Annotated in this window: 17 protein-coding genes; 13 read left to right on the top strand and 4 right to left on the bottom strand. The window is 56.4% G+C overall.

Features of this window, described 5'->3' with window-relative positions; all coding sequences use genetic code 11:
* Positions 1-7: 7 nt before the first annotated feature.
* A complete protein-coding gene (locus tag M8010_RS16085) occupies positions 8-805 on the bottom strand; it encodes an enoyl-CoA hydratase/isomerase family protein (protein ID WP_250093664.1) in 798 nt (265 codons plus the stop codon).
* Between the two features lie 249 nt (positions 806-1054).
* Between M8010_RS16085 and M8010_RS16090 the strand changes: the two genes are divergently transcribed.
* Genes M8010_RS16090 through M8010_RS16115 form a run of 6 tightly spaced genes read left to right on the top strand, consistent with a single transcriptional unit; the run spans position 1055 to position 7664 of the window.
* Positions 1055-1870, top strand: a complete 816-nt coding sequence (locus M8010_RS16090; protein WP_250093665.1) for an ABC transporter ATP-binding protein — start codon at positions 1055-1057, stop codon at positions 1868-1870.
* A complete protein-coding gene (locus M8010_RS16095; RefSeq protein WP_250093667.1) occupies positions 1870-2748 on the top strand; it encodes a branched-chain amino acid ABC transporter permease in 879 nt (292 codons plus the stop codon). The genes M8010_RS16090 and M8010_RS16095 overlap by 1 nt, the downstream gene beginning before the upstream one ends.
* Position 2749: 1 nt before the next feature.
* On the top strand, positions 2750-3793 hold the full coding sequence (locus M8010_RS16100; RefSeq protein ID WP_250093669.1) for a branched-chain amino acid ABC transporter permease: 1044 nt from the start codon (positions 2750-2752) through the stop codon (positions 3791-3793).
* A 45-nt stretch (positions 3794-3838) separates the two neighbouring features.
* Positions 3839-5047, top strand: coding sequence for an ABC transporter substrate-binding protein (locus M8010_RS16105; RefSeq protein WP_250093671.1), 1209 nt, complete (start codon positions 3839-3841; stop codon positions 5045-5047).
* 8 nt (positions 5048-5055) lie between these two features.
* Positions 5056-5865, top strand: a complete 810-nt coding sequence (locus M8010_RS16110; protein WP_250093673.1) for an ABC transporter ATP-binding protein — start codon at positions 5056-5058, stop codon at positions 5863-5865.
* On the top strand, positions 5862-7664 hold the full coding sequence (locus M8010_RS16115; protein WP_250093674.1) for an AMP-dependent synthetase/ligase: 1803 nt from the start codon (positions 5862-5864) through the stop codon (positions 7662-7664). Before M8010_RS16110 ends, M8010_RS16115 begins: the two co-directional genes overlap by 4 nt.
* On the opposite strand, the gene M8010_RS16120 is transcribed toward M8010_RS16115, so the two are convergent.
* Positions 7655-8545, bottom strand: coding sequence for a LysR family transcriptional regulator (locus tag M8010_RS16120; RefSeq protein ID WP_250093899.1), 891 nt, complete (start codon positions 8543-8545; stop codon positions 7655-7657). The genes M8010_RS16115 and M8010_RS16120 overlap by 10 nt on opposite strands.
* A gap of 123 nt (positions 8546-8668) precedes the next feature.
* On the opposite strand from M8010_RS16120, the gene M8010_RS16125 reads away from it, so the two are divergent.
* The 6 genes from M8010_RS16125 to M8010_RS16150 are packed head-to-tail and all read left to right on the top strand — an operon-like array spanning position 8669 to position 15700.
* Positions 8669-10111, top strand: coding sequence for an aldehyde dehydrogenase family protein (locus tag M8010_RS16125; protein WP_250093676.1), 1443 nt, complete (start codon positions 8669-8671; stop codon positions 10109-10111).
* Between the two features lie 10 nt (positions 10112-10121).
* On the top strand, positions 10122-11123 hold the full coding sequence (locus M8010_RS16130; RefSeq protein ID WP_250093678.1) for a membrane dipeptidase: 1002 nt from the start codon (positions 10122-10124) through the stop codon (positions 11121-11123).
* A gap of 40 nt (positions 11124-11163) precedes the next feature.
* Entirely contained in the window at positions 11164-12786 is a 1623-nt protein-coding gene (locus M8010_RS16135) for a BCCT family transporter (protein WP_250093680.1), read from the top strand.
* A 3-nt stretch (positions 12787-12789) separates the two neighbouring features.
* A complete protein-coding gene (locus M8010_RS16140; RefSeq protein WP_250093682.1) occupies positions 12790-14520 on the top strand; it encodes a hypothetical protein in 1731 nt (576 codons plus the stop codon).
* Positions 14517-15284: a DUF3726 domain-containing protein gene (locus tag M8010_RS16145; protein ID WP_250093684.1), complete on the top strand. Its 768-nt coding sequence runs from the start codon at positions 14517-14519 to the stop codon at positions 15282-15284. The genes M8010_RS16140 and M8010_RS16145 overlap by 4 nt, the downstream gene beginning before the upstream one ends.
* Positions 15285-15301: 17 nt before the next feature.
* Entirely contained in the window at positions 15302-15700 is a 399-nt protein-coding gene (locus tag M8010_RS16150) for a RidA family protein (RefSeq protein ID WP_250093685.1), read from the top strand.
* A gap of 40 nt (positions 15701-15740) precedes the next feature.
* Here M8010_RS16150 and M8010_RS19965 read toward each other — a convergent pair whose 3' ends face one another.
* Positions 15741-17465, bottom strand: a complete 1725-nt coding sequence (locus M8010_RS19965; RefSeq protein ID WP_284048169.1) for a PAS domain S-box protein — start codon at positions 17463-17465, stop codon at positions 15741-15743.
* Positions 17466-17767: 302 nt separating this feature from the next.
* Between M8010_RS19965 and M8010_RS16165 the strand changes: the two genes are divergently transcribed.
* Complete coding sequence (locus tag M8010_RS16165; RefSeq protein WP_250093687.1) at positions 17768-18058, top strand: DUF6482 family protein; 291 nt, start codon at positions 17768-17770, stop codon at positions 18056-18058.
* 38 nt (positions 18059-18096) lie between these two features.
* On the opposite strand, the gene idi is transcribed toward M8010_RS16165, so the two are convergent.
* Positions 18097-18663, bottom strand: a complete 567-nt coding sequence (gene idi, locus M8010_RS16170) for an isopentenyl-diphosphate delta-isomerase (RefSeq protein ID WP_250093688.1) — start codon at positions 18661-18663, stop codon at positions 18097-18099.
* Positions 18664-18923: the final 260 nt, after the last annotated feature.

Here is an 18923-nt window from a genome sequence, read left to right on the forward strand (position 1 = left end):
GTGTGGTTCAATAACCCTTAAAGCGCGGTTTCCGCTTGGCCAGGAATGCGGACACCCCTTCGCTGAAATCAGTCGTCCTGGTCATTGCCAGGAAGGCCTGGCGCTCGGCTTCCAGATGCTCAGCCAGTGAATTGCCGCCGCTCGCCTGATCAACGAGCCGGCGAAAAGCACCAAATGCCTGGCCAGGCCCCTCCGCTGCCTTGGCAACCGTCGCTGTGAGTACACTTTCGAACTGTTCGTCTGGGGCCACGGTGTTAATAAGACCCCAGTCTCTGGCCTCTGGGGCTGCCAGTGTGCGGCCCAGAATCATCATTTCCGAAGCCCGACCAGCCCCAACCCTGTGGGGTAGAAACCAGCTGCCACCGCAGTCAGGAACGGCGCCGATGCCATTGTAGGCGACCAGAAATTTCGTATTCTCCTCAGCAACAATAATATCTGCCATCATTGCAAGGCTCAGCCCCGCGCCGGCAGCGACCCCTTTGACTGCAGCGATCACCGGAGCATCCATACCGCGCAACAGCAGGATGGCCGGATTGACCGCGTCCAGTATGGCGCTGATGGTACCGCCTGCCTGATCAGGAGTTCCGGCCATGCTGGCGATATCCCCACCCGCCATAAAGGCTCGCCCCGCGCCAGTCAGAACCACGCATCGTACCCCCGGTAAGGCTTTCAATTCCTGAACAGCGGCACGGAAAGCCTCTGCCAGGGGCACGTTGATCGCGTTCAAAGCTTCTGGCCTGTTGAAGGTAAGTGTTGCTACACCGGTTCCAGGGTCAAAGTGGGTGATTACCAATTGTTCTGCCATATCGGGTTTTTCTCCCGCCGCAGTGCATCTGAAGAACCTTACGCTGCGTAAGGTGGTTAGTGTCTGTCGGGTAATAGAATAGAAGAGTTTGCCTATTGTTGCCTGAATGGACTACTTTAAGTCAGGGTCGGGGCATGCCCCGATGACAAGAAAAAACAAGAATTACAATCATCTTTAGGCGTGAGTTGGGTCGAGGCAATGCGTGTCAGCGCTCCTGTCTACCCGGCGCCAAGGGTGCCGGGAGGTGAAGTGAGCGTCCTCGATATCAGTAACCTGTCTTTGTCTTTTGGTGGTGTAAAGGCCTTGCAGGATGTCAGTTTCCGCGTGCCTGAAGGAACCGTTACCACTATCATCGGCCCGAACGGCGCAGGCAAAACGTCACTTTTCAACTGCATTTCCGGTTTCTACAAGCCCCAGCAAGGCACCATCAGCTATGAGGGTCAGGTGCTCTCAAGCGGTATCAAGCCGCCTCGTCGGGCCGCTCTGGGGTTGGCCCGAACCTTCCAGAATATTGCCCTGTTCCGGGGGATGACCGTACTCGACAACATCAAGCTGGGCGCCCATGTGCACATGAAAAGCGGCCTGCTCAGTGCTCTGGCGTATTTCGGCCCGGCCCGCAGAGAGGAAATGGTGGTTCGCAAGGACGTGGAACAGCGCATCATCGATTTTCTGGAAATTGATCATATCCGTCGCCAGCCGGTGGCGAGCCTCTCCTACGGATTACAGAAGCGGGTGGAGCTGGCCCGGGCACTGGCCATGCAGCCGAAAGTGCTGATGCTGGATGAGCCAGTGGCCGGCATGAACCGGGAAGAGAAAGAAGACATGGCCCGTTTCATTCTGGATATCCGGGAGGAGTGGGGCATTACCGTGCTGATGGTGGAGCACGACATGGGCATGGTAATGGATATTTCCGACCACATTGTGGTGCTCAACTTCGGCCAGGTTATTACCGAGGGCCTGCCGTCCGATGTTCAGAAGAATCCCGAGGTGATCAAGGCTTACCTTGGCAATAGTGACATCGACAGCCTGCGCAAGAAGCTTAATCCGGAAGGGGAGGCCGCCTGATGGATTGGTTGTTCTTCGGTGAAATCAGCCTCGCCGGCCTGGCCATGGGCGGACTTTATTCGCTGATCGCCCTGGGCTTTGTGATCATCTACAAAGCGACCCGGGTGATCAATTTCGCCATTGGCGAAATCATGATGTTTGCGGCCTATCTGTTTCTGGCCTTTGCCGGCGGCATGGAACTTTCGCCCTGGATTGCCCTGCCGATGGCGGTGATCGGTGGCAGTATTCTGGGCGGAGTGATCGAGAAGACCATGATCCGGCCGATGCTGGGTGAATCTCCCATTTCGGTGGTCATGGTGACCATCGGCATCGCCAGTATCCTGGTGGGCCTGGTGGAATTCATCTGGACTGCCGACCCGCAATTACTGCCCAGTTTCCTGCCACGGGAGCCGGTCTTCATCGGCCCACTCTATCTGGCGCCGAAGATTGCCTACGGATTCCTGATTGGTGCTGCGTTGTTGATCCTTTACCTGCTCTATTTCCGCTTCTCCCGGGGTGGTGTTGCGTTGAGGGCGACGGCCTCCGACCAGGCAGCGGCCTATTCCATGGGCATCAACGTGCGCCGGGTATTCAACATGGCATGGGTGTTCGGTTCTCTGGCCGCGTCGCTGGCGGGTGTGCTGGTGGCCGCCACCGGTGGCCTCAGCCCCCAGTTCGGAATCATCGGGCTGAGTGTGCTGGTGGTGGTGATAGTCGGTGGTCTGGACAGCATTCTGGGGGCGCTGATCGCTGGCGTGTTCATTGGTTGGCTGGAGACCGTAGCCGGCGCTTATCTGGGTGGCGAGTATCGTATGCCGGCGACCTTCCTGGTGCTGGCGGTGATTCTGGTTATTCGACCCTATGGCCTTTTTGGCACCCACGAAATAGAGCGAGTGTAAGATGCGCATCGGTGACGCAAAACAGAGCTACGAGGCCGATGAGGCGATCTGGACCACGCCTACCCAAAAAATGTGGTTTGGTCTGTTCCTGCTGATTCTGCTGGTGTTTCCGTTCATGGCCGATTCCTACCTGCTTTATCTTGGCTGCCTGGTGGGTATTGCCGTGATCAGCACTACCGGCCTGAACATCCTGACCGGCTTTACCGGACTGATTTCCCTGGGGCAAGCGGGGTTCATGGGCGTTGGCGCCTATACCGTGGCCTGGCTCTCGGTTAATACCGGCCTGCCATTTCCGATAACTCTGGTGCTGGCCGGGCTGATGGCTGCCGCTGTCGGTATTCTGGTGGGCCTGCCCTCGCTGCGGGTCAAGGGGTTGTACCTGGCTATTGCCACCCTGGCGGCCAGCGTGTTCCTGCATTTCATTTTTGCCGAGTGGGAATCGGTCACCGGCGGTATGGGCGGCCTGAGCCTGGAACCGGCGCACCTGTTCGGGTGGTCGTTCCAGAGTGATTTCATGATGTATTTCATCATCGTGCCGTTGGCGGTGCTGATGGTTCTCGCCGCCGCCAATGTGTTCCGGACCCGGATTGGCAGGGCCTTCATCGCCATTCGTGATCGGGATATTTCCGCCGAGATTCTCGGTATTGATCTTTTGCGCTACAAGCTGATGTCCTTCGCACTCAGCTCATTCTATGCCGGGGTGGCCGGTGGCCTGTTCGCTTATTTTTACCGGGTAGTCACACCGGAGAGCTTTCCTCTTTCCATGTCGATTTTCTATCTCGCGGCGGTCATCGTCGGCGGTATGGGTAATATTCTGGGAGGCATACTTGGTGCGGCCTTCATGACTCTGGTTCCGGAAGCTCTGAAATTGCTGACTGCGGCCCTGACGCCGTTTTACCCCAATGCCCCCGTGTTCATGTCGCCGATGCTGGAGATTATTTTCGGCGCCCTGATTGTAGGCTTTCTGATTTTCGAACCCCATGGCCTCGCGGAAATATGGCATCGCATTCGCCGTTTTTTCCGCCTGTGGCCATTCCAGAATTAACGGTTTTTGCAACACCAACAACAAGAAGCTGCAAGGAGAAGAACCATGTTCAGAAACGTTCTTAAGAAAGGTCGTCGGCTCGCCGGGCTCGGCAGCCTGGTTGCTGCCTTAACAGTAGCCGCCCCAACCATGGCCCAGGACAAGGAGCCCATCGTCTTCGGTGGCTCCATACCACTGTCCGGCGTATTTGCTTTTGCCGGCATTCACATCCACGCGGGTCTGACGGATTACACCGACTGGATTAACAGCGAAGGCGGAATCAATGGCCATCCGGTGAAGTATGTGATGGAAGATACTGCCTACGAGGTGGACCGTTCGGTGGCCGCTTTCAAAAAGATTTCCGGCAGTGAATCACCGGCGACCTATTACGGTGACAGCACCGGGTTCATGAAGTCGATCGCCTCGGAGCTGAACAGCCAAGGTAATACGCTGATGAGTGGCGCGTCCTTCGCGACTGCGCTGACGGATAATGAGCAGTATCCGTATCAGTTTATCCCGGGCCCCAACTACACCCAGATGTTTGGCATCATTCTGGAATACATTGCCTCCCAGGGCGAGGGCGGAGACATGCCCACGGTCGCGTTTGTGTACAGTGATACCGAGTTTGGCAAGGACCCCATCGAGAACGGCAAGGACCGGGCCGCAGAGCTGGGTATTGAAGTGGTTGAAGATATCGTCACCAAGCCCGGTAGCGTGGATGTCTCCGCCGAGGTTCTGAAGCTGCGCCGGGTTCGTCCCGATTACGTGGTATTCCACGGCTACGTGCTGTCCCCGATCAACGAGTTCATGGTACAGATGCGCCAGATGGGCCTGGACACCCAGTTCATGGGCACCTTCTGGTCCTCGGACAAGCTGATCATCGACAAGATGGGTGCGGATGCTGACGGCTACATGGGCGTCATGCCCTATAACTACTACGACAGTGAGGAAAGCGGGCCAATGCTGGATGCGCTTCGGGCCCAGGCCGAGAAGAGCGACCCGGAAGCGGGCTACCGCCCCACGGGCTACATGCAGGGCTGGTTCAATGCCATGGTGTGGACCGAGGTGGTCAAGCGCACACTTGATGCTGGTAAGGAACTGACCGGTGACAATATGGCCGAGGCACTGGCTTCCATCGAGGACTGGGATACCGGCGGCATCATCGGTATTCCGGTTACGGTCAGGGACATGTCTTTCCCGGTGGGCCGAATCTGGCGGGTCAATGCCGAAGAAGGCCGTTATGAGCCGGTATCGGACTGGATTCACCTCGACTGAGGGGCTGTATGGAAGCCTTACTGGAAATCGATAACATCGAGGTGGTTTACAACAAGTCAGTGCAGGTCCTTCGGGGCCTGTCACTGCGGGTGCCCGAGGGCGCAATTGTGGCGCTACTCGGCTCCAACGGTGCCGGTAAATCCACCACATTGAAAAGTGTTTCCGGCCTGTTGACCCTGGAAGACGGTGAAGTGACAGCCGGAGAAGTCCGTTTCCGGGGCAAGGATGTGAAGGGTACGGCTCCCGAGAAACTGGTGCGAAATGGCTTGTTCCATGTCATGGAAGGTCGCCGTGTGTTTGAGGATCTCACCGTTGAGGAAAATCTGATTGCCGCCACCTACGCGCTGACTGGCAACAAGCCATCCCTTAGCGACAGCTATGAGACGGTCTACAACTACTTTCCGCGACTGAAGGATCGCCGCAAGCAGCTGGCGGGGTACCTGTCCGGCGGCGAACAGCAGATGTTGGCCCTGGGCCGGGCGCTGATTGCTCAACCGAAGCTTATTATGCTGGATGAACCCTCGCTGGGTCTGGCACCGTTGCTGGTGGAGGAAATTTTCACCATTGTGTCGCGAATCAACCGCGAGCAAGGCACGGCGATTTTGTTGGTGGAACAGAATGCGGCGGTTTCTCTCGCGATAGCCTCATACGGATACATCATGGAGAACGGCAAGATTGTGATCGACGGCCCTGCCGACAAGCTTACCGCCAACGAGGATGTCCGGGAATTTTATCTGGGCGTGGGCGGCAAGGAAGGCGAAGCTCGCAGTTACCGTGACATCAAGCACTACAAACGCCGTAAACGGTGGCTTTCATGACAACACCTTCCATTCCCTACCTTACGCTCGCGCAAATGTTGCGGGCCCACGCCAAAGATCGACCTGAATCGCTGGCTCTGCGCCAGAAAGACTTTGGTATCTGGCAGGCCTATTCCTGGCAGGATTACTACCAGCGTGCCCGCCACTTCGGGCTTGGGCTGCGCGCCCTGGGCCTTGAGGAAGGTGGCCATGTGGCCATCATTTCGGAGAACCGGGTTGAGTGGGTCATTGCCCAGATGGGAATCGGGATAGTCCGTGGCATCTGTGTGGGTGTGTACCCGACCAGCCCCTGGAACGAGGTGGCCTACGTTCTCGAGCACAGCGATGCGGAAATAGTGGTGTGTGAGGATCAGGAACAGACTGACAAGGTTCTTGAGGCCTGGCCCGAGCTGCCCAAGCTGAAACACAATATCGCCATCGATATGAAAGGGCTGAGTTATTATCCGCGGCCACCCTCGTCGTTCGAGGATATTGAGGCCCGGGGCCGGGAGTTTGAGAATGCGCATCCCGGACTGGTGGATGAGCTGCTGGACAGCCAGCAGATGGAAGAGACGGCCCTGATGGTCTATACCTCCGGCTCCACCGGCCGGCCGAAAGGCGCAATGATTAGCTGGGGTAACCTCCATGCGGCGGCTCCCGGCCTTATTGAACTGCTGCAGGCGGACGAGCATGGCTCCAGCCTCTCCTACCTGCCGCTATGCCATGTGGCGGAGCAGGCGGTCACCAATATCGCCCCGATGTACGCAGGCAGCACCGTCAATTTTGGCGAGAGCCTGCGGACGATTCAGGAAGATTTGCGGGAAATTGCGCCGACCTTTTTTCTCGGGGTGCCGCGGATATGGGAAAAGCTGCATTCGTCCATTTACATCAAGATCCAGGAAACTGGCCGGGTACGTCAGGCGCTGTTTAACTGGGCGATCCGGGTGTGTTCGCCGATGGCATTCAAACCCCGGGCGCAGTGGAGCCTGAAAGAAAAATGCCTGTACAGCATCAGTTACTGGCTGGTGTTGCGTTCAGTGCAGAATTTTATTGGCCTGCGCCGGTGCACCATCGCGCTGACTGGGGCGGCTCCCATATCCACAGGGATCCTTGAGTTTTTCCGAACTATCGGTATTCCCCTGGTGGAGGTATACGGTCAGACGGAAAGTAGCGGTGTTGCAACCGCCCAGCCAGTGGATGACGTGCACCTGGGAACCGTGGGTGTCGCTATTTCCGGTGTCGAAGTCAAACTCGGTGAGCAGAACGAAATCATCATGCGCGGCGGCAGCATGTTCAAGGGTTATTACAAGAACGACGAGACAACCGCCTCCACTCTGAAAGACGGTTGGCTGCACACCGGAGATGTCGGCGAATGGCGGGATGGCCAACTCAAAATTGTGGATCGACTGAAGGACATCATTATTACCGCTGGCGGCAAGAATCTCTCACCCACCGAAATTGAAAACACCATCAAGGCGAGCCCTTATATTAAAGAGTGCATCGTGATTGGCGAGGCCAGAAAGTACGTCTCCGCCCTGATCCAGATCGACTTTGACACGGTTGCCAAGTGGGCCGAGCAGGAACGGATTGCCTACACAACCTTCCGCAGCCTGACTGAGCAGCAGCGGGTTAACGAACTGATCGAGTCCGAAGTGAACAAAGGCAATGAACAGTTGCCCCAGGTGGCGCAGATCAAACGCTTCCATTTGCTCACCAAGGAACTGGATCACGATGATGATGAGGTTACTGCAACGATGAAGGTGCGTCGGAGCAAAATCTACGAAAAATATACGGACGTGATTGAGTCGCTTTACGCTTGAGCAGAGGGGCTTATCAGTCGTTTCAGTATGACCCGCTCGAGTGCTTGGGCTGATGGTGACAGTGACCGATTGGCCAGTTTGATGATGCCTATCTGGCGGATCAGTTTGGGCTCATTCAGGGGCACGAAACACAGCTTGTGATTATCCACCGGAAAAGCCAGGCGGGGCAGCGTGGTAATGCCACTGCCGGCTTCCAGCATCGCGAGCAGGGAGATCATGTTGGAGATGTAGAAGTCGTTGTTGTCCACCAGGGTGGCGGCTGCGGTATTCTTCAGAAGCCGCGAGGTGCCGTTGGTGATAAAACGCTCTTCCTTCAATTCCTGCCACTGCAGGCTTTCGCGGTTTGCAAGCCGGTGATCCCGGTGCAACACAACCCCTATGTTGTCCTCGAAAAGGTGGGTGTAGCTCAGGTGTTCGTCCTGCGCCCAGACACTGCTGATTCCCAGGTCCACCTCGCCATTGGCAACCATGCGGCAGACAAACTCGGCGTTTTCGTCGTGCAGGTTTATGTTGATGTTCGGGTATTCGGCAATGAATGCCGCGAGAAATTCTGGCATCAGGCGGCTGGCAATCGATGGCACTGTAGCCAGTGCGACTCGCCCTTGCTGGCCTTGGGCGACGTACTGTAGCTCGTTGGCAAGTCGGTCGTGTTGTTTGATCAGCTCCCGGAATCTGGGCAGGCAATACTCACCGAACGGCGTTAGCTGCCCCTTCTGGCTCTTCTCGAATAAAGGCTGCCCCAGCCGTTCCTCCAGATCCCTTATTGCCATGGACAGGGCTGGCTGGCTTCGATGCAGCAGCCGCGATGCGCTGTGGAAACTGCCTTCCTCCGACACCGCCAGTACGTAACGCAGGGGCTGAATTTTGAGTTCGAGTGCCATCATTTATTCGCTTCGATATGGTTGCCCCTAATGATAAGTAATCCTTATCAAAAATGCCAAATTTTTGATTATGCTTATGCAAAAAAGACGGCTAGGCTTTGGGTACATATTAAGGAGATTCTCATGTCACAGTCCTATGCGCTCTACATTGGTGGGGAATGGGTCAAGGGCGAACAGCCTGCCCAACCTAACCAGAATCCTTCAGACCTTAGCGATATCATCGGCTATTACGATCAGGCCAGTGCTGCCCAGGTAACCCAGGCTATTGCGGCTGCCCGGGAGGGTCAGAAAGCGTGGGCTGAAACAGGGCTTGAGGCCCGTTACGGGGCGCTGATGGCTATCGGTAATGAACTGATTGCCCGCAAGGATGAGCTCGGTGAACTGCTTTCACGGGAGGAAGGCAAACCGCTGGCGGAAGGTAAGGGTGAAGTGTATCGCTCCGGCCAGTTCTTTCATTATTACGCAGCCGAAGTGCTGCGCCAGATTGATGACCGCGTGGCCTCGGTGCGCCCCGGTGTTGAAATCGAAACCCGCCGCGAGCCGTTGGGTGTCGTTGGCGTCATCAGCCCCTGGAATTTCCCCCTGGCGACAGCTGTCTGGAAGATCGCGCCGGCCCTGGCTTTCGGCAATGCGGTGGTTTTCAAACCGGCTAATCTGGTGCCTGCAAGCGCCTCGGCACTTGCTGAAATCATCAGTCGCCAGAGTCTGCCCCCAGGTACTTTCAATCTGATCAACGGCAGTGGCAGTGAAGCAGGCGAAGCATTGATTACCAGTCCCCATGTTCAGGCCATCACCTTTACCGGGTCGCTTGGGGTTGGTCGGCGGGTGGCCGCCGCTACCGCTGCCAACCTGGTGAAGTGCCAGCTGGAAATGGGCTCCAAGAACGCTTTGATCGTACTGGACGACGCTGACCTGGACTTGGCGGTTGATGCCGCTTTCGCCGGCGCCTATTCCGGTTCCGGGCAGAAGTGCACGGCCTCCTCTCGCTTGATTGTTACCGATGCAGTGCACGACGAATTCGTGGAGAAGCTTACCGCAAAACTTGCCGCAGCGAAGGTTGGTCCGGCAATGGCGGATGGCACGGTTATCGGCCCCATTGCCAGCGAAAGCCAGCTTGCGGCTAACCGTCACTGGGTTGATGTGGCGCTGGAAGAGGGCGCCACGCTGGCGTTCGGGGGCGAGGAAGTCAACGCCGGGACTGAAGGCTATTACATGCAGCCAGTGTTGTTTACCAACACTACTAATGACATGAGCATCAACCGGGACGAAGTGTTCGGTCCGGTGGCCTGTGTGATCCGGGTTCCGGATTATGAAGCGGCACTGGCAACTCTGAACGATACCAACTATGGCCTGACCGCCGGCCTGATCACCCGCTCCCTGCATTGGGCGTCGGATTTCAAGGCTCGCGCCGAGACCGGTTGCGTCATGGTGAACCTGGCCACGGCCGGCACCGATTATCACGTGCCTTTCGGTGGTCGCAAAGAGTCCAGTTTTGGTCCACGGGAACAGGGCCAGTACGCCCGGGAGTTCTACACCGTGGTGAAAACCTGTTACACCAAGGCCTGAGGACACCGCCATGTCACAGTCTGTTCTTACCATTGATGGGCTTCAGTACTCGAACTGGTCACGGGCCATATTCGAGGAAATGCGCGAAGGCGGTGTTGATGCGGTGCATGCCACCCTGGTGTATCACGAGAACTGCCGAGAGACTCTGCTGCGCTTTGGAGAATGGCAGCGCCGTTTTGAAGCGCACGCCGATCTGATCATGCCGGTTTACCAGGCCAGCGATATCGAGTTGGCCCGGGAGAGTAATCGGGTGGGCATCTTTTTCGGTGCCCAGAACTGCTCCCCCATTGAAGATGATGTTGATCTGGTCGCCATTATGCGTCGGCTGGGGCTGCTGATCATGCAGCTCACCTACAATAACCAGAGCCTGCTGGCCTGTGGTTGCTACGAAGCGGAAGACAGCGGTATTACCCGTTTTGGCAAGCAGGTGATCCGGGAAATGAACCGTGTCGGCATGCTGATTGATATGTCCCACAGTTCAGAGCGCTCGACCCTGGATGCCATTGAGCTGTCCGAGCGGCCGGTGATTATTTCCCATGCCAACCCGGCCAGCTTTCATGCTGCGAAGCGTAATAAGTCTGATGCAGTGTTGCGTGCGGTGTCGCAAAGCGGTGGCATTCTGGGATTCTCGGTGTATCCGTTCCATCTTAAGAATGGTCCGGACTGCACCCTGGATGAGTTCTGCGGCATGGTGGCCGATACCGCAGACCTGATGGGAATAGACCATATTGGATTGGGTACAGACCTGTGCCAGGGCCAACCGGAATCGGTACTGACCTGGATGCGCAATGGTCGCTGGACCAAGGCTATGGACTATGGTGAAGGTGATCAGTCGAATGCTGGTTGGCCTGCGCCGCTGTCCTGGTTCAGCGACAACCGGCATTTCAACAATATCGCGGAAGGTTTACGCCAGAAAGGGTTCAATCAAGAGGAAGTTGGAAAAATCATGGGGCGTAACTGGCTCCGGCAATTAACCGAAGGGACGCGGCCCGAGCCAGGCGCCGTGGTCTGAGTCTCAAACCTAGCCCCAACAACAAAAACAGGTAAACGCCATGACAAACTCAGCTAGCTCTACCGCGACTCTGGAAGCGGGTGTAAGGCGCTTTGGTGACCCGATTGTATTGGGCCTGAGCATTGGTTTCATTCTATTGTTTCTCGGCCTCTCCTTGTACGACATTGAGTGGACGGCCGGGCTGATTTCCAGCGGTTTTGCCTGGACGGCCCAGACTCTGGGTTCGTTCTTTCAGCTTCTGTTGTTGCTGACCTTTCTGATTGGCATGGGTGTGGCCATCTCCCCGGCGGGCAGTGCCAAGGTTGGCAACATGAATACGCCGGAGTTGAGCACGTTCAAATGGCTGTCGATCATCATGTGCACCTTGCTGGCAGGTGGCGGTGTGTTTTTTGCCGCTGGTGAGCCGGTGTATCACTTTGTGGTGACGCCGCCGGTGTTCGATACGGAAGCGGGTACGGCGGAAGCGGTGGCGCCTGCCCTGGCGCAGTCGTTCATGCACTGGGGCTTTCTGGCTTGGGCGATTCTGGGCACGCTGTCGGCGATTGTGCTGGCTCACGCCCACTATGTGAAAGGCCAGCCGCTGCAGCCCCGAACGCTGCTGTATCCGGTATTTGGTGAAAAGGTGATGAGCGGCTGGTTTGGCGGTGTCGTCGACGCTGCGTGCGTGATCGCCGTGGTTGCCGGTACTGTGGGGCCTATCGGGTTTCTGGCCACCCAGGTCAGTTTTGGCCTGCACGAACTCTTCGGGTTTTCCCAGGGGTATGGCACGCAGCTGCTGATACTGGTGGTGTTGGCCGGGGTCTACGTGACGTCGGCGATGACCGGCATTCACCGGGGCATCCAGTTTCTGAGCCGGTTTAACGTGTTCCTGGCGCTGGCGATTGCGGCGGTTATTTTTATTTTCGGCCCGACGCTGTTTTTGACCAACGCCTACACCCAGGGTTTCGGTGAGTATATCGACTCATTTTTCTCCATGGCTACGGTGACCGCCAGTACCGCTGAAGGCTGGTGGATGCAGTGGTGGACGGTGTTCTTCTTTGCCTGGTTCCTGGGCTACGGGCCTTTGATGGCCATTTTCGTGGCCCGCATTTCCCGCGGCAGAACCGTCCGCCAGATGATTCTGGCGGTGGGGGTGATGGCGCCGGTGGCTACCACCATCTGGTTTACGTTGCTGGGTGGTTCGGGCATTTTCTACCAGCTGACCGGGGCCATCGATCTGACAGGAGCTCTCAATAACTTCCAGTTTGATGTTGCGACGCTGACCGTTGCCCAGGCGCTACCGGGTGGCACATTGATGGCGGTGGCTATTCTGCTGCTGACCACCATATTCGTCGCCACCACCGGCGATTCCATGAGCTACGCCATTGCAGTGGTCAGTGCCGGGCACGATGAACCGGAGCCAATTGTGCGGGCCTTCTGGGGTGTTGCCATGGCGCTGATGGCAGCTGTTCTCCTGAATATGGGAGCCGGGCAAATCAGCGCACTGCAGCAGTTTATTGTGATCACGGCGATTCCGGTGTCCCTGATTCTGCTACCTACGCTTTACCTCGGCCCCAAATCCGCTTACGCCATGGCCCGTGAGCAGGGCATTGTGCCACCCAGGGGTGAGGTGGCACTGGTCGGTGAGCACACCGGCTCCGCAGAATCTGTATCGGGGAAATGAAGCATGGCTACCCAACTGAATATAAACACTGAGCTGAAACTGCGACCCGCCGCCAGGGTGATGAACCTGGTGCGGCTGGGTAGCCTGCATGCCAGCCGTCTGAGTTTCTCCCGCAGCCTGGTGCGCCAGATGGCGCGGGAAGACTGGACGGTAAGCACCGTTCGAAATGATCTGGACGATCAGGGCCATGGCGTGGTGATCTATCGTCTTGAGACGCCGCACCATATCTATCATGGTGTGGTGTTTTCCCGGCATCTGGACCCGGAACAACGCTCTGACAGAGTGATTGCCGAAGCCTGGGACGTCACCTTTGCCCTGGTTGAGGGGCCGGTAGACGATATTCTGCTGGAGCAGATGGAATCCAACGTGCCATTGCAGGAAGCCGGGCGCCAGAACCCCAGGTTGCTGGTGTTGTCCCGGGCCAATAAAAGCCTGCGCAATTTCGGATATTTTGTCGAAGCCCTGGCAGAGGGGCGCCAGCCTGACCCGGCCTGGTTGACCCGCGTGGGCTACCTGTATCGCACCACTGCGGTCTACGGCAACGGCAAGTTCGGCATCGCCGACTATGCCCGTCTGCAGAAAAATCCGGATTTTAACCGGCCGTTTTCGGCGCAGATGTTTGCGGTTTATCTGCTGCGGCACTTCTCCATTCATCAGGTGGAACACCTGGCCCGGTGTCGGGCTCCGGACCAGGCGGTGGGTCTGGCCCCGGCGCTGCAACGCTATCTGGGTATTGGTAACTCCACTGGCCTAGGCATGGCGCCGTTTCTGATTAACCATCCGCAGTTGATCCAGCAATGGGTGTACTGTCGCGAACGGGCGCTGGCCTGGGCTCGTGAACAGCCCCCCACGGAAGCATCGCGGCTTCATCTGATGACGCTGTTGCGCCGCGCCCACCAGCATTTTGTGGAAACGGTGACCGAGGACGCCGAGCAAACTCGGCGAAATGCGGCCACGGTGACTTCAATTGCGGCAGTTATTGTCTGGCTGGACCAGATGCAAGCGAGCCCCGCTTTATGGGATGAGCTTCTGAACTGGGCCGACGACAACTGCTCCCTGGAGGCGCAGGAGCTGATTAACACTCTGCTGATCGAACTCTATCCGGATGTGATTGATGCCGCCGAGGACGAGTTGGCGTGTGAGGAAATACTGGAATTGCAGCCGGAAATGAAAGCGACAGCCCTGAAGCAGATGATTGAAAACCGGTTTGCCTGGGCGCTGGATTACGACCCCAAAAATCCCGACCACAAATACTGGTTTTGGTATCGCTCGGTGGAAAAGGAAGAGCCAAGGCTCGGGGTGCGCGCAGAGGAACCCGGAGCCGAAAAAGAATTGCCATTGGCCATCGGGCCACGGATTTACCGAACTTACCAATTGCTGGATGCCTTTCTGGACCGCAGCCCCCGGGGATCGGTGGTGGAATTTCTGATGGCGCACCCGGGTCAGAAGGAATGCGTGCGGCGCATCCAGACCATGGGCGCCACCCCCTATGGTGAGATTCAGGCCAATCTCTGGCATCGGGATATGAAGCCTATGCATCTGCTGCGCACCAAACTATCGTTTTTTGGTGCCAGCCGGTTCGATCCCAAGTCTGACCGTTGGGTGCGGGTAACCCTGTTTCAGGGGGCGCCGCTGTTCCGTGAACTGTTCAGTGATCACGGCGCCGATATGGCGCGGCTGGCGGCACTGGATGACTGGAGTTTCCCGGTAGAGCCGGATTCGGATTCTTTATGAAAGTTTCATTTAACGAACTGCAGGGCATGGGCCGCAAGGCCTTCATCGGTATCGGTTTCGCCGAGGGCGATGCCATTGACGCGGCAGAAATGGTCGCCTGGATGGAAGCCCACGGCCTTGGTGGTGTGGCGGCACTCAAGAAAGGGCTGGCCTATCTGCTGACCGAAGATCCTGCCGACACTCCGACCCTGGTTTATCAGGACGCCGATTTCAGTGTGCTGGACGCCCACAACCACAGCATTCTGGGCAATGCCAGCCTGGCGGTGGAACTGGGTTATGCCAGAGCCCGGGCGCGGGGGTTATCCATTACCAAGATCCGTCGCTGTCACAACCGGGTGTTGGTGATTGGCTATCTTTCCCGGTTGGCCCGACGGGGCATGAATGTCACCGCCTTCTGGCGTAACTCCCACGAACCTTTAATAGAGCAGGTGGTTGGCTTCAAGGCCGGTCATCCGGTGCCGGAGATCTGTGTTTACAGCCTGGAAGATGTTCCGGACGACGTCGAAAAAAACGATGGTATCACCCTGATTATGGCCAACCACGTTGACCTGTTGCCAAGCCTGCGTTCGGACTATGCCCTGACCAACCTGATGCGGCAGACCGAGGAAGAGCTGGAAAATCAGCGAGACCGGGCCCTGGTCGAAGGCCTGGAAGTAGACGACCAGCTATGGAAAACCCTTAAATCCCTGGCCGACCGGTTGCTGGTGGAAGCCTCCGAGGCCTCCCGCGGCGGCGCAGGGGCTGGTAAAAGCGATGATGACTGACCGGAGAGGAACGGATAATGGCAACACCTGTTATAGCGACACCTGTTATTAGTCCCATTGCAACTGAGTTGCCGAAATCAAAAGCGCCTCTCGAATGGGCCGTTACGGCCAACGGTATCCTTTTTACCGCCCAGATTCCCATTGACGCCAGTGGCCAGGTGGTCGACGGTGGCATAGAGGCACAGGCCAGGCAGACCATGGCCAACCTTAAGCACACGTTGAACTGTGCCGGACCCGGCATGGCAGGCCTGACACAGGCGCTGATCTACGTCACCGACCGAGAGCACCTTGCGACCGTTAACCGGGTTTACGCTGAGTACGTCAGCGAACCCTATCCCAATCGTGCTGCGATTATTGTCTCCGGTTTTGCCCGGCCCGAGATGCTGGTGGAGATTGTGGCCTATGGAGCGGTTTAGGGTGCGGATGACCTGACTTCACGCCCCGCCCTCCTGGCACTCACCCGTCAATCCTGGCAAGGGAAGCGGCCAGGGCTTCAACCCGCTGATTGGTCTCCGCCACCAGTTTGTCGATTTCACCAGCGGAGACACTGGACTTCCTTGCCAGCGTTCGGACTTCATCGGCCACCACCGCAAAACCACGGCCCGCTTCCCCAGCGCGGGCCGCCTCTATGGCAGCGTTCAGTGCCAGCAGATTGGTCTGGTCAGCGATCGTGTTGATGGTTGACAGTATGCCGCTGATTTTACCGCTGACCTGGAGCACAGACTTCATGGCTTCCTGGGTTTCATTGAGAGCCAGGTGCCGGTCGGTGATATCGATGCCAAAAAGTACATAACGGCGGACCTCGCCACTGAAATGCTTCAGTGCCACTATCTGGTAGTCCAGTGCCAGTGGAGGCATGCCAGCCAGTTCCACTGAATCCCGACCACTGAACTCATTCTTGCTGCGCAAAGTGCTGATATTGTCTGGTGTTAGCTTCGACCAGAGCGCCCTGGCAATTTGAGCAACCTTGTCGTTGCCGTCATATTTATCCTGAATCAGCTGGTTGGCAGACAGAAAACTGCCATCCGGGTTGAACTCCATGGTGATCATGGAGCGCTCAATGGCTGTCAGGCGCCTGGTGAAGTCGACTGTTTCCTGCTTGCTTTGGGTAATGTCTGCTTCTACTGAAATAAAGCGCTCGACGCGACCCCGCTCATCGAAGACAGGCGCGATGGAAAGCGACACCCAGTACGGCGTACCGTTTTTATGGTAGTTGAGGATTTCGGTGTAAAAGGGTTCCTGGCGATCCAGATGATAGCGGATGTCTTTGATCGTTTCCGGGTCGGTCTCCTTTCCCTGCAGCATGGGGCCGGGTTTCTGTCCACGGGCATCTTCAAGACTGTAGCCGGTGAGTTTTTCGAAACCGGCATTGATGTACTCGATCTTGCCGTTTGCATCCGTAATGATGATGCCGCTGTTAGCCTGGTCAGCGACCAGTGACAGCATCTGCATTTTTTCCCGTTTTTCCACTTCCTCGGTAACGTCTTTGATAAACGCGGTGTAGGTAATGCGCCCGTCGAATTCGATTTTACTGATCGCAGCCTGGCCCCAGAGCCAGTTGCCATCTTTGCGCTGAAAATTGAGCTCTTTATAGCTGCCAACAATCCGGTTTTCACCGGTCTCGCGGTTACGGCTGATAAAACCATCATGCCGGGACTGGATGTCCTTGGGTACCAGCATCTTCACATTGTTGCCCAGCACCTCCGAGCGGTCATAACCCCAGACCGTCTCAGCGGCTTTATTGAAAAAGGTGACATTGTTGTTTTCATCAATCGATACAACCGCGTCCATCGCCTGTTCGAGGGTCTGGTTCATCATCTCGCGGGCATAGCGTTCTTTGGCAATATCACGCACGAAGACCGTTCGTTGCTGCGAGGTTTTGTTCTGACCGAGTGATACAGAAAGCTCGGCCCAGAATACCCGGCCGTCTGAATGGGTCAGCTTCGCTTCAATCGACCGCCCTTTGTCTCCGCTCACGGAATCGAGATCGGCCATTCTGAACAGCCTTGTGCACGGTTGGCCAATAACGCTGTCTCGCGAGTATCCCCACAACTCCTCTGCTGCGACATTAAAAAATGTGACTACACCACGCTCGTTAATGGACACGATCGCATAGGGTGCGTGCTCCAGGGCATGAGCCTGCCTGGACTTCGGAAACAAGCGGGACAAGAGAAAAAGCATGACGTGTAAACCCTTTGTTGGATAGACCTGGTGCGCTGGTTACCGCAAACCTGAAGGGGGAGCTTCTTCAATAGCGCGATACGGCGTTGTTATATATCGGCCGACAGTGCCAACACTTGAGTGATCGATACGAGTGCCGCTGGTGATCAGGTTAATCGGTGAGCGTAACGAAATGTAATAGCATCCGGCCAATCATCGTGGCCCTTTCACTTCGCAGGGGTCGTTTAACTGCTCGTTATTTGACCTGATTGTGGTCGGCATGCGTATTTTTGTTACCACAATAAATCATTGGGAGATTGGCTATGCATATGGCCACTGGAGAATTGAAAACTCACAAACACGACCCGATCGCTCTGCTGGAGATAGTATCAATGGAGGGGCGCTATTATATGGCGCGGTTTTACCTGCAAGGCCAGGGTTATGTGCTTACCGGTTCCGACGATAAGCCAGTTCTGTTTTCCGGTGCATGCGCAGTTCGTGAGTACTTTCACGATTTTCAAGTGGAGGCAGTTGAAGTGATTCCGCCTACCGGCACCGACGAAATGATCGGTATGCCGGATAGCAGCTCGGAAACAATGCGGGTTCCGTTTTAACTTTTTGACACATGGAAGCATATTATCCATGCATTGATTCATAGCGCTTCCAGCCGGGGCCAGAATTCCTTTCTTAATCGGGGCCATTCCATCTTGAGCCATGGGGTGTAGTGCTCCGGGTTTTTTGCCAGCTCCAGATCCAGGGTTTCAGGTGCCATGTAACACCAACTGGCAATCTCGTTATCGTTGACCTCAACCGGTCCGTCCGAACGTGCGATATAGACCGAGCATAATTCATGCTCCGCTCCGATGTCGCCGAATGATGCGTGATAACGGAATCGATAGACAAATTCGAGCCGTACGTTGATCGACAGTTCTTCCTGCAGGCGTCGTTGTGCAGATTGCATATCGCTCTCGCCCTGACGAGGGTGGCTGCAGCAGCTGTTTGACCAAAAGAGCGGCCATAGGAGCTTTTGCGAGCTGCGTTGTTGCAGAAGCAGCTCATTACGTCGGTTAAAAACGAATATCGAAAACGCTCTGTGCAGGCGGCCACGACCTTGGTGGCACGTCAACTTGGATTCATACCCCAGTACATTGTCGTCCTCATCAACCAGGATCAGTGGTTCGTTGTCGAAGGACACAATTCTCTCGCGGTTCCGCTTCATAGTTGTTGCTCCGAGTGGGCGATGCGATTAGCAGTAGTTATTTATGTGCTCTACAGGATTTTGGATTGACTTCGTTTTGGCGCTGACTGAATTTCAAACAATTTAAATCTGTCCCGAATCCAGCTCCATCTGCTCTGCGTATTACTAACCGTTAACACTTGATGGCCATCGAGCTGTGACCACATGCGCTGGTGTTTGCTGAGGTTTCGACTCGAAGCCTGGCCGCCACCTCGTGATCTGATTTCAGAGCTTAAAGGACG

The organism is Marinobacter sp. ATCH36 (genome assembly GCF_023555055.1).
In the GTDB taxonomy this organism is placed as follows: domain Bacteria; phylum Pseudomonadota; class Gammaproteobacteria; order Pseudomonadales; family Oleiphilaceae; genus Marinobacter.

Bases quoted from the DNA above. Each gene is read 5' to 3' on its own strand.
- M8010_RS16085 (WP_250093664.1), bottom strand. From the start codon at position 805: ATGGCAGAACAATTGGTAATCACCCACTTTGACCCTGGAACCGGTGTA.
- M8010_RS16095 (WP_250093667.1), top strand. From the start codon at position 1,870: ATGGATTGGTTGTTCTTCGGTGAAATCAGCCTCGCCGGCCTGGCCATG.
- M8010_RS16100 (WP_250093669.1), top strand. From the start codon at position 2,750: ATGCGCATCGGTGACGCAAAACAGAGCTACGAGGCCGATGAGGCGATC.
- M8010_RS16105 (WP_250093671.1), top strand. From the start codon at position 3,839: ATGTTCAGAAACGTTCTTAAGAAAGGTCGTCGGCTCGCCGGGCTCGGC.
- M8010_RS16110 (WP_250093673.1), top strand. From the start codon at position 5,056: ATGGAAGCCTTACTGGAAATCGATAACATCGAGGTGGTTTACAACAAG.
- M8010_RS16115 (WP_250093674.1), top strand. From the start codon at position 5,862: ATGACAACACCTTCCATTCCCTACCTTACGCTCGCGCAAATGTTGCGG.
- M8010_RS16120 (WP_250093899.1), bottom strand. From the start codon at position 8,545: ATGGCACTCGAACTCAAAATTCAGCCCCTGCGTTACGTACTGGCGGTG.
- M8010_RS16125 (WP_250093676.1), top strand. From the start codon at position 8,669: ATGTCACAGTCCTATGCGCTCTACATTGGTGGGGAATGGGTCAAGGGC.
- M8010_RS16130 (WP_250093678.1), top strand. From the start codon at position 10,122: ATGTCACAGTCTGTTCTTACCATTGATGGGCTTCAGTACTCGAACTGG.
- M8010_RS16135 (WP_250093680.1), top strand. From the start codon at position 11,164: ATGACAAACTCAGCTAGCTCTACCGCGACTCTGGAAGCGGGTGTAAGG.
- M8010_RS16140 (WP_250093682.1), top strand. From the start codon at position 12,790: ATGGCTACCCAACTGAATATAAACACTGAGCTGAAACTGCGACCCGCC.
- M8010_RS16145 (WP_250093684.1), top strand. From the start codon at position 14,517: ATGAAAGTTTCATTTAACGAACTGCAGGGCATGGGCCGCAAGGCCTTC.
- M8010_RS16150 (WP_250093685.1), top strand. From the start codon at position 15,302: ATGGCAACACCTGTTATAGCGACACCTGTTATTAGTCCCATTGCAACT.
- M8010_RS19965 (WP_284048169.1), bottom strand. From the start codon at position 17,465: ATGCTTTTTCTCTTGTCCCGCTTGTTTCCGAAGTCCAGGCAGGCTCAT.
- M8010_RS16165 (WP_250093687.1), top strand. From the start codon at position 17,768: ATGCATATGGCCACTGGAGAATTGAAAACTCACAAACACGACCCGATC.
- idi (WP_250093688.1), bottom strand. From the start codon at position 18,663: ATGAAGCGGAACCGCGAGAGAATTGTGTCCTTCGACAACGAACCACTG.